Origin of the sequence: Marivita cryptomonadis (assembly GCF_002115725.1) — a bacterium.
In the GTDB taxonomy this organism is placed as follows: domain Bacteria; phylum Pseudomonadota; class Alphaproteobacteria; order Rhodobacterales; family Rhodobacteraceae; genus Marivita; species Marivita cryptomonadis.
Genome location: NZ_JFKD01000005.1, coordinates 193,883 through 205,961, shown reverse-complemented (window position 1 = coordinate 205,961; position 12,079 = coordinate 193,883). Strand labels below are relative to the sequence as shown.

Here is a 12,079-nt window from a genome sequence, read left to right as displayed (position 1 = left end):
CGGCCCGCGTCTCTTGCCCCTTAACATAGACATGCGTAGCCCGGGTTCAATGCGAAAGACAAAATGCCTCAAAACCGGTGTCGGGCCGCCCAAGCACATGTCGACTGACGCACGTGTCAGGCCCAATCCCAAGAACGGGACAGGCCAAGAGCGTTGACCCCAACCAAACCGAAGGCGCCGAAAGAGCCCCGCGAAACGGCACCGTCAAACCGGATCTGTCTTCGATCTGACACCATCCATCTTCGCCTAAAGCACGAACCACCGCAGTCTCGGGCAGAGGTTCAATGGAACCTTCCAGATGCCACTGGTTATCCCAAAGGCCTCCCAACGGGGCGACATCACCCGAAACAGCGGCAGCCTCGCGCAGGATCCGGAGGTTTGCCTTCTCCACGAGCACTTCTGCACCATGTAGCGTTCCGCCGCCGCCAGACAGAATCTGCTGCAACAAAGCCTCGCTTGACGCAGCGCGGGGCCGATATTCAGAACCCGAGACATACCTCAACGCGGCAGTCAGCAACCGCAAGCGTGTCTCATCGTCAAGCGCGGCAAAGCCATCGCGATCAACAATCACCTGCCCCAGTGGTGCATCCGAGCACAGCAATCGCACCGCCTCGACCAAACGGGCCGCCAAACCGTCACGCGCTCGGGCCATGCGGCGCGCGGTATCTGACAGCACACCTGTCGCAAAGCCTTCTTGCTGCAAACGTGCTAAGAACTTGCGAATGCGCACGCGCTCGAAATCGGTGTTCTCATTGCTTGGGTCATCGACCCAACGCCCTTTGAGCACAGTCAGGTAATGCCTCAGTTCTGCCCGTCCCAGATCGAGACAGGGGCGCAGCACCTGATACCCCGGCTGTACCTCATTGCGCGGTGGCGCATCGCCGGTCATATCCTGTGACGTCAGGTCCGGAACGCTGCGCGCGTGCGGTGCTATTTCCCGCGCCGCGCGCATCCCAGCCAACCCGTCAACGCCCGACCCGCGCGCCAAACGCATCAATACCGTTTCAGCCTGATCATCGTGGGTGTGAGCAAACAGAACGTGCCGCACGTTCCCGCGCCACCGGTCGATCAAAGCCAAGCGAGCACGCCGCGCGGCATCCTGTACATTACCCGATCCATCCCAGTGCCAACGCAGTGTCGCGTGTGGCCAGCCCAAAGCCGCACATTCCTCTGCCACCATGGCGGCTTCTGCGGCACTTTCTGCCCGCAAACCGTGGTCAACAGTGACCCCCCATAGTCGAACACCGTATTCGCGGGTCCAATTGTGGGTGAGGTAAAGCATCGCCATGCTGTCGCCTCCGCCAGAGATGGCCAAGCCGAGATCAGTGGGGAAATCAGGGCCAAGCAGCTGGCCCATGGCATCGGCAAACCGCTGCGACAGCGGTGCATCGGTCACTGGCAATTGTACCGGGCTTTTGCCGCCTCCGCCTGAGCGATGGCATCGCTGCTCCCGGGATATCGCCCGGACACCTCGTTCAAGGTCACACAGGCCTCGGCCAGATTGCCAAGCGCCCCCAAAGCAGCCCCGAGCCGCCACAAAGCTTCGGGCCCTGCCGCATCGTCTGGATACCCTGCATACGCGTCCAGATATCTGCGCGCCGCATCGCGGGTATTGCCCAACCCCTCAAGGGAGCGTCCTTCTGCAACCAGCGCCTGCGCTTCTAGCGGTCCGCCCGGATAGGTCTGGCGAAAGGCCGCAAACTGGTCAGCGGCGGATTGAAAGTCACCGCTGGCGAGCGCCTCCCCGGCTCGCCGAAAGTCTGTTTCTTCGCCAACAGCCAGTTGTGTTCCTCCAGTCTGCGGGTTTGCAACGGGTGCGGTCGGCGCGGACGGCGTGTCAGACGCACCGCCCAAAGTAGGAACTTGCCCCAGGCTGCCAATGTCGCAACCGGTCTCCATTTCGCAGAGGCGAAACTCCAAATCGCCCAGCCGCCGCGCGCCATCCTCGGCAACGCGGCCGACGCGAAACTCAAGCTCTTCAGTCTTGGCTGTCAGACGTTGCAGTTCGCTCTCGATTGCGTTGATGCGATCCAGGGCGCCGGATGGCAGTGCCACCGAAGTGCCACCACTGGTGCTCAGCTCGCGTTTGAGCTTTTGGATCTCGACGAACAGCACCGACATGTCCTGCCGGATATCCGCAAGTGTTTCCTGCGCTTGCCCAGCAAATGGAGCAAGCGCCAAAACACAACTCAGAAGAACCCCACCCAAACGCATCGCAGTCTCCGTCAGCCAGTCAATCCAGCGGAAATGATTGTCACAGCCCGCCGGTTCTTGGCATAGCACGACTCTTCCGAGCAGATTTCAATCGGACGTTCCTTGCCGTAGCTGACAAAGCGCAGACGGTTGGTCGGAATACCCTGCGCGACAAGATACTCCATGACTGAATTCGCCCGTCGCGCGCCCAAGGCAAGGTTGTAGGCGCGTGTGCCCTGCTCATCGGCATGACCTTCGATCACGGCGTTATAATCGGAATTTGTCAGCAGCCACTGAACTTGACCGTCCAGCGTTGCACGCGCTTCTGGGCTGAGCGTCGACTGGTCGACCGCAAAAAGAACCCGATCCCCAACTGTCTGTTGGAAATAGGCAGGCGACCTGGGATCGCTGGCACTGCCCGGAAGGATGCCGCCGGCGCTGCCCGTGGCAGCGTTCAGATCGACGGCGTCATTGTCAAAGCGGTTGGCATTGGTACAGGCCGATACGGCCAGAACGGCCATCAGCATCGTGAGTTTGGCGGTAAGTCGCATGGGAGATCCTGCTCTTTTATGTTTTGTCGGAAACTATCACAGCCGCATCGCTGCGCCTAGCCATCTGCCGTGTCTCAAAATTCTCACATGAAAATTCTGATGTCTGCTTAGGAAGGTCTGATGCCATCTTCTCGTTCATTGCAGCGGCCCCCAGCTTGGGTCTGACGCGCCTTCGGGAGTACGTACCCGCTTGAGATTTCGACCCGAGATATCGACTGTATAAAGCGACGATGACCCCTGTGCGCCCTGTGTTTCTCGCGCAAACATGATCACGCGCCCATTTGGAGCCCAAGTCGGACCTTCATCCAGAAAAGAAGCCGTCAACAGGCGCTCTTCAGAGCCATCCGTGCGCATCACGCCGATATGAAAACGACCCGCGTTCTGCTTGGTAAAGGCAATCATGTCGCCACGTGGTGACCACACCGGTGTTGAATATCGGCCTTGGCCAAAGCTGATCCGCCGCGCCTCGCCACCAGAGGCAGACATGACATACAATTGCTGCGTGCCCGACCGGTCGCTTTCGAACACGATTTGACTGCCATCGGGGGAATAGCTCGGCGCGGTTTCAATCGACGGCGCGCTGGTCAACTGGCGCGAGCCACCACTGGCGATATCCATGGCCCATATGTCTGTATTCGATCCTTGCGTCAGCGAATAGACCACCGTCTGTCCATTCGGCGCAAAACGCGGCGCAAAGCTCATGACACCGTCTTGGCCTTGCAGGATGCGGCTTTGCACTGTTCCAACCTCAAGCACATGAACGCGCGGCATTCCGGTTTCGTAGCTGGTATAAAGCACCCTCTGACCGTCCTCCGAAAAGCGCGGCGCAAGAACAAGCGCGTTGCCACCCGTCAGGTATTGCACATTCGCGCCGTCGTAATCCATCACCGCCAAACGCTTGGCGCGCTGGTCCTTTGGACCGCTTTCCGACACGAATACTACACGACTGTCGAAATAACCCGACTCGCCAGTAATCCGGCTGTAGACTTGGTCCGCCACCTTATGCGCCATCCGGCGCCAGCCATCTGCTGTGCCTGCGAACTGCATGCCCTGCCCCAGCTCGGTGCCTGCGAACACGTCCCACACCCGGAACTTGACCACGACACGGCCCCCTTCCGAACTCACCGCCCCGGTGATCAGAGCCTGCGCATTGATCGCCTTCCAATCGGCAAACTGCACTGGGCTGCCAAAACTGGTGATCTGACTGATATGCGCCTCACGCGGGACTTCGCGGAAAAGACCCGTTCCTGTCAGGTCTTCAGCCACCACTCGCGCAATCTGCTGTGCAAGCTGCTGCCCCCCCGCGCTCTCCGCGACGAAATCGGGCACGGCATAAGGCAAAGGTTCAATCACCCCTTCGGTGATCTCGATGCGCAGTGGCCCGCTTTGCGCCAGAGCCACACTCGGCGCGCTGACCGCCGTTAGAAATACAGCCAACAGTGACGCGATGATCTGTTTCATCGGATCCTCATACTCTCGGGGTTGAACGTCATCTCGACGGCCTTCCACTGGTCAAATTTCTCTGGCGGCAGACTATACCCATCGCCCTGACACCGCAAAATCGCGCGGCGCGCCGCTTGGAACGCCGTGTCGACGGCCGTTCCGCTGCCGCCTTCCGACGACAGCAGTCTGAGACTTGAACTCACAACGCGCCCGGAACGATCCATTTCGAATCCAACCGTCACTGTCACGTCCGCAGCCTGCGATCCAACATCCACGACCCAGCAATCCTGTACCGCGATGCGAAAACCGTCTGTTTCGCCCTGCGTCAGCGGAGGCCCGCTTGTCGTACCGGTGCTTGCTCCGGACAAAGCCTCCTCAAGCGCGTCGGCGATAGCCGATGCCGTTGCATCTGCAGCGGCGGTATCTTGCTGCGGTTCCGGCTCAGCCTCGGCGGGAGGCGTCGACGCAGGTTCGGATGGAGCCTCGGCTGTCTGCGGCGGCGTTGGCGCAGGACGGTTGGGCCGGGCTTGCGGGCGCACGGATGCGCTTGGCGCGCGCGCAGGCTCTTCGGCTTCGGTTACGATCTCGGTCGCTGCCGCCTCGGGTGCCGTTGCCTGTTGCTCCTCACTCTCGGTCACGTCCGGGGTTTCCGACTGCTCGACAGTCTCTTGAACGTCGGGGGCTATATCTGCTTCGGGTGCGGGTTCCGGCACGGCTTCGGGCGCGACACGCGGGGCCGGTCGCGGGATCGGACGCAGCGCCACTTCAGGCGCGTCGACCTCTGGCACCGGTTCAGGTGCAGGCGGCTGCGGCAAGGTTTCGACCACTTCGGGCTCTGGTGTTGGCGTTACTGGCTGCGGCACCGGATCAGGTTCTGACACCTCGGGTTCCACCGGCTCCGGCGTCTGGACAGGCTGGACCTCTGCAGCGGGCGGTTCGGGCGGCTGCTCTTCGATGTCGGGTTGCGGCAACGCGGTTGGCTCAGAACCAAGCGTTGGTGCCGCTTGCGGCTGCATCATCGCGGCGAATTGCGCCTCGGAAATGACCGACACATCGGCCACCTGAACATCTGGCGGGTCACTGCGGAACATGCCGCCGAAGAGCGCCCAGAGGATCAAAATCCCATGGGCACCTCCCGAGATATAATGGCCCGTATGCACGTCGCGCCTCAGCCATCCGACCCGTCAAGCGCCGGACCCCCGATATCCGTCACCAACCCGATCGAACTGAAGCCGCCGGCATTCAGCGCGCCCATGATCTGCGCCACGACCTCATAGGTGACGGTGCCATCAGCCCGCAGGAACACACGGTCATCGGCGCGTTCGGCCGCAATCGCCCGCAACCGCGGGACAAGGTCTTCGCGCGGCACTTCGGTGTTCTGGATAGACACGATCCCGTCGGCAGAGATGGTTACAGTCAATGGCTCTTCGGTCTCGGATGGCAGGGCAGAGGCGGCAGTCTTGGGCAACTCGACCGGCACACCGACCGTCAGCAACGGAGCCGCCACCATGAAGATGATCAATAGCACCATCATCACATCAACAAAGGGCGTGACGTTAATCTCCGACATCGGCATGGCGCGGCCCTTGCGCCGCCTGCGCCCGCCGCCTCCGCCCGATTTCACGACGCCACCCCCCATCGCTCAGCTGTCCAACTGGCGGCTGAGAATGGTCGAGAATTCATCGGCAAAGGATTCGTAGCCCGCAAGGATGCGGTCACTGTCGGCTGAAAGCTTGTTATAAAAAACCACTGCCGGGATCGCGGCCAACAGGCCCAGGCCCGTCGCCAGAAGCGCCTCTGCAATACCTGGCGCCACAACAACCAGCGACGTGTTCTGCTGCTGTGCAATCTCAACGAAGGCGTGCATAATGCCCCAAACCGTGCCGAACAGACCAACGAAGGGCGCAACCGATCCAACGGTCGCGAGAACAGCGAGGTTCTTCTGCAAATCCTCGGCCTCTTTCTGGATCGCCACATCCATCGACCGGTCGATCCGCGCATGCGCACCGGCGATCAACCCACCATCATCCCGGTGTGACCGTCGCCATTCCGTCATGCCCGCCGCAAAGACCTTTTTCGCGCGCCCATCCGGTTCCGGACCGATCTGGTCGAACAGTTCGTCCAATGGCTCACCCGACCAGAAGGCCCGATCAAACTCTGCCGCCTCGGCCCGCGCCTTGCGATACGAGATGATTTTCTCAAAGATGATCGCCCACGCCCAGAAGGACGCGATCATCAACATCACCATCACAAGTTTGACCGTCAGTGTCGCGCGCGCAAAAAGGCCCCACATGGAGAAATCAATCTCCTGCGCCAGCGCAAGTGTTTCTGCTTCCATCTGCCTGCTCTTTAGCCGGGTGGCCCCTATTGGTCGGGCTCTGATTACCAGCATCAATACCGCAATTGCAGGGGAAACGCCAACACATTGGCGTCATAACGCACGGTTTCCGGCAGGCTAGTGAATACGACGGCGGATATTCGCCGGAAGCCGCGCCGGCACACCGCCCTCGCCGATGCAGACAACCGTCACCTCGGCCTGAAATAGCAAATCATCGCCACGAATGACCTCTTGGGACATAATCAAGCGCACCCCCGTGACCGCCTTGACCACAGTTCGAACAAGCAGCTCATCGTCGAATTTCGCAGGCTTCAGGTAATCCGCCTCAACCCGCCGAACCACAAAAACCACGCCGTCTTTTTCCCGCATGGCGTTCTGATCAACGCCCAAGGACCGCACCCAATCTGACCGCGCCCGTTCGATATACCGCAGATAATTGGCGTAATAGACGATCCCGCCCATATCAGTGTCTTCGTAATACACACGGATTGGCAATTCATGGACCATCAGTTCGCACCTCCGTGTGCCACCTGTATCCGCGCCGACAGACGCAGCGCATGGGCCGGATCATCCGCCATGGCAGGCATCACCGGATCATAAGCCGCCCTGATCAGCGCGCCGATCTCGGGCCGCAACACCACTCGACCGTCTTCCAACTGTCCCAAAGGAGAGCGATCGGTAAAGGCCGTATCCGACCAGAGTAGCACAGACTGAACCACCTGGCTCAACGCCAGTGTCTCGGCGGGTTGCGACGACATCACGTCATCCATGCGCAGAAACACGAAACAGGCCTTGATCGCGCCAGCCTCGTCAAAACGGAACACCCGATACTGGTTTGCTTCCGCCGCCGAAAGCTTGGCCACCAATGGCGCCAAACCGTCGATCAGTCGATCCAGATCGGGCACATGCAGCAACTCGTTCCAGTCGCGGAAGAAGAACATCATCACGTTGGTACCAAGTTCGGGATCGGTCTCGGCCATGTGGTGCCCAGCCATCGCGCAAACCGCCTCCAGCGCGCCTTTCACAACGGCCAAGGTCGCATCCTCGACCCCGAACACGATGGGCGCAATCGGCCGCCCCCAACGGGCGAACAGGTAACTTCCATCAGAGCGCGTGAAAAACCGCTCGACCTCGGCTGCGTCCATCATGAGGCACCGACCCCCTGCTTCTTCTTTTTCCAAATATGCAAGTCCGACCTCTGGCACAGGGTGCCGCGCCGGGCAAGTCAGGCTTGACCGAATAGGTCGCTTTGCCCCGGCACCTTGGGCGCCGCCATGCCCAGATGCGTCCACGCCTTCTGCGCCAGCATCCGCCCGCGCGGCGTTCGTTGAATCAAGCCCTGTTGCAGCAGGTAAGGCTCGATCACCTCTTCCAATGCATCGCGACTTTCCGACAGCGCTGCAGACAGGGTCTCTATCCCCACCGGACCGCCTGCATAGTTTTCTGCGATCAGCTGCAGATATCGCCGGTCCGCGCCGTCGAGGCCGAGCCGGTCCACCCCAAGACGTGTCAGCGCGCCATCGGCCAATTCCTTGGTCACCACGCCATTCCCTTCGACCACAGCGAAATCCACCACCCGGCGCAACAGACGCCCGGCGATCCGCGGGGTTCCGCGTGACCGGCGTGCGATCTCACGCGCACCTTCAGCGGCTGCCTCAACGCCCAGTTTTACCGCGTTGCGCGCAACGATCAGGTTCAGCTCATCCTCGGTGTAGAAATTAAGCCGCGTCGGAATTCCGAAACGGTCGCGAAGCGGCGTCGTCAATAGCCCCAATCGTGTCGTCGCACCGACCAAGGTGAACGGCTGCAACTCGATCCGCACGGTGCGGGCAGCGGGCCCCTCACCGATTACGAGGTCCAGTTCGTAATCTTCAAGCGCCGGGTACAGCACCTCTTCCACCGCCGGGTTCAAGCGGTGGATTTCGTCGATGAACAGCACATCCCGCGCTTCGAGATTGGTCAGAATTGCCGCCAAATCGCCAGCCTTGGCCAGAACCGGCCCCGAAGTCATGCGAAACCCGACACCAAGTTCGCGCGCCATGATCTGCGCCAGCGTCGTCTTGCCCAATCCTGGCGGGCCGTGAAAAAGGGTGTGGTCCATCGCCTCACCGCGTTGCCGGGCCGATTGGATGAACACACGCAGGTTGGCGCGCGCCTCGGCCTGCCCCACGAAATCGTCCAGCATCTGCGGCCGCAAGGCGCGGTCACGATCCTCGGGCAAGGGCTCGGGCCGCATGATCGGATCAGTGGACATGGCCGCTCCTTACCCAGTGTCGGGCATTGATCGCAATAAGCATGCCCATCGACCTATCCCTTCGGTGCCAACAGCTTCAACGCGGCGCGGATCAAAGCAGGCGTCTCGGCTCCAGGCGCTTCTCCGGCCGCCTGCGCCACGGCACTTGCAGCCTCGCCGGGCGCGTAGCCCAGATTGCCCAGCGCCGACAGCGCCTCGGCTTGTGCAGACGCGGTGGGAACCGCGATAGGCGCCGACGGCGCAGTCGCTATCGGTTCAAGAACAGCATCGTCATCGGACGCCACAGCCGCAACCGACGCGGACCCAGCCATCGCCATTACCGAATGCGCCTTGTCTTTCAATTCGTTGACCACGCGCTGCGCTGTTTTTGGGCCAATCCCTTTGGCCGCCTTGACCGAGTTCCAGTCGCCCAGCGCAATTGCGCGGCTCACCCCGTCCGGCCCCAAGGCCCCAAGGATCGCCAGCGACGCCTTGGCACCGACGCCCTGTACGGACATCAGCAACCTGTGCCATTCCTTTTCCACCAGTGTCGGGAAACCGAAAAGCTGGAGGATATCCTCGCGCACCAGCAAATCCGTGTAGAGTGCCGCCGCCTCTCCCGGTCGCCCGATCTGTGACAGAACCCGATCCGAGCAATAGACGACATACCCCACACCGCGCACGTCGATCAGCACGTGGTCGTCCGCCTTGTATTCGATCCGTCCTGCAATCCGCCCGATCATGCGCGCATCCTCATCCCCGGCCCTGTCATGTGATGCGCATGGCAAATCGCAATGGCCAGCGCGTCCGCCGCGTCCGAGCCGTGAATCTCGGCACCGGGCAGTTGCATCTTGACCATGTGTTCAACCTGCCGCTTGTCCGCATGACCAACACCCACAACCGTTTTCTTGACCGAGTTCGGAGAATATTCCCCGATCTCAAGCCCGAACTGCGCCGGGACCAGCAAGGCCACGCCCCGCGCTTGTCCAAGCTTGAGCGTGCCGACCGCGTCCTTGTTCACAAATGTCTTTTCGATGGCAACCGTCTCGGGCTGATACCGATGGAACACGTCCGTCAACGCCGTGTGCAGAGCCAATAGGCGCATCGCCAATTCTCCTGTCCCAGACAGGCACACACCGTTCGCGACATGGCGCAAACGACTTCCTTCGGCCTCGATCACGCCCCAACCAAGGAAACGCAGACCCGGATCGATCCCCAAAACACGCATGCTGCTCGCGCCTTTGTTGCTTTTGTATCACGGCTAGCACGAAACGCGAACAAACGCCAAGCGTTCAAAACAAAGACCATCACGGAAATGAGATGTCGAAAACGGACGATAGGTGGTCGACTCTGACTCCGGAAATACAGAAACGACTCCAAAAGTGTCGTATTTTTCTCATTTCGCAGGCGCAGAAATTTCATGCCATGAGCCATGCACAAACCGCATAAAAACTATGCGTAAACGACAATTGAAGGCGCGTATTTCCGCAACTACATGCCCGTCAGACGAAATTCTTCCCCATTTACCCAAGGAACATGGCCATGGCCGCTTTTGACACATCCCGCCCCACCTATGCTGCAAGCTCCAAAGGCTTCGGCGCATTCGCAACATCCCTGATCGCAGTGTTCAGCGCGTGGAACGATTCCCGCCAGACACGCAACGCGCTCAGCCAGCTCAGCGATCACGAACTGGAAGACATCGGTCTCACACGCGGCGACATCAACTCGTTCTGAACCGATCCGCCGACCCAAACAAAAAAGCCGTGTCAGTATCGCTGACACGGCTTTTTTCATGAGCAATAGAGAGAGAAGGTCGGAGAGATCAGCCGATAATGTAAGCCAGCATCCGCGACAGGGGTGCCGTGATCGGGTCGATCTGCATGAAAACGGCCCCCATCTGTTCGATGAACCCGCCTTCGCGCAGAAGATCGACTTGCTGGCGATATCCGTCCTCGCCCAGCACAGTTACGATCGCCGCTTTCAGAAAAAACAAAATACCGAAGGGCAACAACAAAGCCGAGAAAGACATCACCTCGCGGGCCTGCCGCATGGGTTTGTGCACTATCACACCGGTCTTTTCGAGTTTTGTGACATAGCCACGCGACAATTGGCGGTGGCGCTTGAGTACCTTGCGGTACCGTTCGTCAAACATGTCCTGCTGTTTGGTCATGTGAAGCAGCCTTTGTTCCGGCCCCCACCGGATGTGACCAAGTTAGGTGCGGAATGTGGCAAGAATGGGGCAAACGTGGCAACTTCGCTTTAATTGCGGCGAAAACCCGCAAGAAACGGTAAATGAGGCGCGTTTAAGACGGTGCTTTTTGCAGCGTTAGCGTTGTCCAGTCACCAATCTCTTCGCGATGCCAGGTATTGATGCCATTTCGTGCATACACCTCTGCCACTTCATCGCCTTGTTCGTTCAGGATGCCCGAAAGGATAACGAATCCCTCTGTTGTCAGATGGCTGGCCATGTGCGGTGCAAGGTCGATCAAAGGCTGTTTGAGGATATTGGCGAAGACCAGATCGAACGGCGCAGCTTTATGCAGCTGCGGATGCTCGAAACCCATCGCCTCAAGACAAACGACATGCCCTGTCAGCGCATTCGCAGCCACATTCGCTTCAGCCACATCCACCGCGACCTGATCCATGTCACTTGCATAGACGGTTTCGGGCCATGTCCGCGCCGCAGCCATCGCAAGTACCGCAGTGCCGCAACCGATATCCGCCACATTGTGACAGGTGACACCAGCATCAATTAACCGATCCAACGCGCGCAAACAGCCCTGCGTGGTGCCGTGATGCCCGGTGCCAAAGGCCATCGCCGCTTCGATCAGCAAAGGCTCCACCCCTTCGGGCACGCTGTCTGCATCGTGGCTGCCATAGACATAGAACCGTCCGGCATGTACCGGCACCAGTTCACGGCGCACCTTTGCGACCCAATCGGTTTCCGGCACTTCGGAGACCACAAAACACTTCGCGCCATGGGCCGCGGCCAGCAGGGCCAGCGCCACGTCGTCCGGCGCGTCCATGAAATAGCCACCCACTTCCCACATCCCGCTGCCATCTTCGATCTCGAACACACCAACGCCGTAGGGCTCCGCGCTCATCTCTTCCAACGCTTCGCCCAGCGCCTCGGCCGCGTCCTTGTCAGGCAGTGTGGTGAATGCAGTGAACGTGGTCATGGCCATCCCCAATTGCTTTGGCGCGGGGCTTACTCGCCTTTGCCGATCCTGACCAGCCCGAAAGACTGCCACCACAAAAAAGTGGACCCATCAGATGTACCCACTTAATCTCCACAACCATTCTAGGCTCCATTATTCGAGA

At 60.1% G+C, this 12,079-nt stretch carries 15 protein-coding genes; 1 reads left to right on the top strand and 14 read right to left on the bottom strand.

Features of this window, described 5'->3' with window-relative positions:
• Window positions 1–46: 46 nt before the first annotated feature.
• The 12 genes from tilS to ruvC form a co-directional block, all read right to left on the bottom strand.
• Window positions 47–1,396, bottom strand: a complete 1,350-nt coding sequence (tilS, locus tag MCRY_RS07800) for a tRNA lysidine(34) synthetase TilS (protein WP_085628914.1) — start codon at window positions 1,394–1,396, stop codon at window positions 47–49.
• Window positions 1,393–2,214, bottom strand: coding sequence for a tetratricopeptide repeat protein (locus MCRY_RS07795; protein WP_085628913.1), 822 nt, complete (start codon window positions 2,212–2,214; stop codon window positions 1,393–1,395). Before MCRY_RS07795 ends, tilS begins: the two co-directional genes overlap by 4 nt.
• An 11-nt stretch (window positions 2,215–2,225) precedes the next feature.
• The gene (gene pal / locus MCRY_RS07790; protein ID WP_085628912.1) at window positions 2,226–2,744 is read right to left on the bottom strand and encodes a peptidoglycan-associated lipoprotein Pal; all 519 of its coding nucleotides are present in this window, start codon (window positions 2,742–2,744) and stop codon (window positions 2,226–2,228) included.
• A 135-nt stretch (window positions 2,745–2,879) separates the two neighbouring features.
• Window positions 2,880–4,205 (bottom strand): Tol-Pal system beta propeller repeat protein TolB, encoded by a 1,326-nt coding sequence (tolB, locus tag MCRY_RS07785; RefSeq protein WP_085628911.1) that lies wholly within the window; start codon window positions 4,203–4,205, stop codon window positions 2,880–2,882.
• Window positions 4,202–5,347 carry a cell envelope biogenesis protein TolA gene (locus MCRY_RS07780; RefSeq protein WP_085628910.1) on the bottom strand — a complete coding sequence of 382 codons (1,146 nt, stop codon included), beginning with the start codon at window positions 5,345–5,347 and terminating at the stop codon, window positions 4,202–4,204. Before MCRY_RS07780 ends, tolB begins: the two co-directional genes overlap by 4 nt.
• 8 nt (window positions 5,348–5,355) lie before the next feature.
• Window positions 5,356–5,826, bottom strand: a complete 471-nt coding sequence (gene tolR / locus MCRY_RS07775; protein WP_085628909.1) for a protein TolR — start codon at window positions 5,824–5,826, stop codon at window positions 5,356–5,358.
• 3 nt (window positions 5,827–5,829) lie between these two features.
• Window positions 5,830–6,525 carry a protein TolQ gene (gene tolQ, locus MCRY_RS07770; RefSeq protein ID WP_085628908.1) on the bottom strand — a complete coding sequence of 232 codons (696 nt, stop codon included), beginning with the start codon at window positions 6,523–6,525 and terminating at the stop codon, window positions 5,830–5,832.
• A gap of 117 nt (window positions 6,526–6,642) precedes the next feature.
• Window positions 6,643–7,032: a tol-pal system-associated acyl-CoA thioesterase gene (gene ybgC, locus MCRY_RS07765; RefSeq protein WP_085628907.1), complete on the bottom strand. Its 390-nt coding sequence runs from the start codon at window positions 7,030–7,032 to the stop codon at window positions 6,643–6,645.
• Window positions 7,032–7,670: a hypothetical protein gene (locus tag MCRY_RS07760; protein WP_085628973.1), complete on the bottom strand. Its 639-nt coding sequence runs from the start codon at window positions 7,668–7,670 to the stop codon at window positions 7,032–7,034. Before MCRY_RS07760 ends, ybgC begins: the two co-directional genes overlap by 1 nt.
• Before the next feature lie 80 nt (window positions 7,671–7,750).
• Window positions 7,751–8,779, bottom strand: a complete 1,029-nt coding sequence (gene ruvB / locus MCRY_RS07755) for a Holliday junction branch migration DNA helicase RuvB (RefSeq protein ID WP_085628906.1) — start codon at window positions 8,777–8,779, stop codon at window positions 7,751–7,753.
• A 53-nt stretch (window positions 8,780–8,832) separates the two neighbouring features.
• Window positions 8,833–9,501 carry a Holliday junction branch migration protein RuvA gene (gene ruvA / locus MCRY_RS07750; protein ID WP_085628905.1) on the bottom strand — a complete coding sequence of 223 codons (669 nt, stop codon included), beginning with the start codon at window positions 9,499–9,501 and terminating at the stop codon, window positions 8,833–8,835.
• Window positions 9,498–9,986: a crossover junction endodeoxyribonuclease RuvC gene (ruvC, locus tag MCRY_RS07745; RefSeq protein WP_085628904.1), complete on the bottom strand. Its 489-nt coding sequence runs from the start codon at window positions 9,984–9,986 to the stop codon at window positions 9,498–9,500. Before ruvC ends, ruvA begins: the two co-directional genes overlap by 4 nt.
• 314 nt (window positions 9,987–10,300) lie before the next feature.
• Between ruvC and MCRY_RS07740 the strand changes: the two genes are divergently transcribed.
• On the top strand, window positions 10,301–10,492 hold the full coding sequence (locus tag MCRY_RS07740) for a DUF1127 domain-containing protein (RefSeq protein WP_085628903.1): 192 nt from the start codon (window positions 10,301–10,303) through the stop codon (window positions 10,490–10,492).
• A gap of 88 nt (window positions 10,493–10,580) precedes the next feature.
• Here MCRY_RS07740 and MCRY_RS07735 read toward each other — a convergent pair whose 3' ends face one another.
• Window positions 10,581–10,928 carry a hypothetical protein gene (locus tag MCRY_RS07735; protein WP_085628902.1) on the bottom strand — a complete coding sequence of 116 codons (348 nt, stop codon included), beginning with the start codon at window positions 10,926–10,928 and terminating at the stop codon, window positions 10,581–10,583.
• Between the two features lie 133 nt (window positions 10,929–11,061).
• Entirely contained in the window at window positions 11,062–11,937 is an 876-nt protein-coding gene (locus MCRY_RS07730; protein ID WP_085628972.1) for a 50S ribosomal protein L11 methyltransferase, read from the bottom strand.
• Window positions 11,938–12,079: the final 142 nt, after the last annotated feature.

What these genes read in the sequence shown, in the direction of transcription:
- MCRY_RS07730 (WP_085628972.1), bottom strand. Translation starts at nt 11,937, where the DNA reads ATGACCACGTTCACTGCATTCACCACACTGCCTGACAAGGACGCGGCC.
- ybgC (WP_085628907.1), bottom strand. Translation starts at nt 7,032, where the DNA reads ATGGTCCATGAATTGCCAATCCGTGTGTATTACGAAGACACTGATATG.
- MCRY_RS07795 (WP_085628913.1), bottom strand. Translation starts at nt 2,214, where the DNA reads ATGCGTTTGGGTGGGGTTCTTCTGAGTTGTGTTTTGGCGCTTGCTCCA.
- tolR (WP_085628909.1), bottom strand. Translation starts at nt 5,826, where the DNA reads ATGGGGGGTGGCGTCGTGAAATCGGGCGGAGGCGGCGGGCGCAGGCGG.
- ruvB (WP_085628906.1), bottom strand. Translation starts at nt 8,779, where the DNA reads ATGTCCACTGATCCGATCATGCGGCCCGAGCCCTTGCCCGAGGATCGT.
- MCRY_RS07735 (WP_085628902.1), bottom strand. Translation starts at nt 10,928, where the DNA reads ATGACCAAACAGCAGGACATGTTTGACGAACGGTACCGCAAGGTACTC.
- tolQ (WP_085628908.1), bottom strand. Translation starts at nt 6,525, where the DNA reads ATGGAAGCAGAAACACTTGCGCTGGCGCAGGAGATTGATTTCTCCATG.
- tolB (WP_085628911.1), bottom strand. Translation starts at nt 4,205, where the DNA reads ATGAAACAGATCATCGCGTCACTGTTGGCTGTATTTCTAACGGCGGTC.
- ruvA (WP_085628905.1), bottom strand. Translation starts at nt 9,501, where the DNA reads ATGATCGGGCGGATTGCAGGACGGATCGAATACAAGGCGGACGACCAC.
- pal (WP_085628912.1), bottom strand. Translation starts at nt 2,744, where the DNA reads ATGCGACTTACCGCCAAACTCACGATGCTGATGGCCGTTCTGGCCGTA.
- MCRY_RS07760 (WP_085628973.1), bottom strand. Translation starts at nt 7,670, where the DNA reads ATGGACGCAGCCGAGGTCGAGCGGTTTTTCACGCGCTCTGATGGAAGT.
- MCRY_RS07740 (WP_085628903.1), top strand. Translation starts at nt 10,301, where the DNA reads ATGGCCGCTTTTGACACATCCCGCCCCACCTATGCTGCAAGCTCCAAA.
- ruvC (WP_085628904.1), bottom strand. Translation starts at nt 9,986, where the DNA reads ATGCGTGTTTTGGGGATCGATCCGGGTCTGCGTTTCCTTGGTTGGGGC.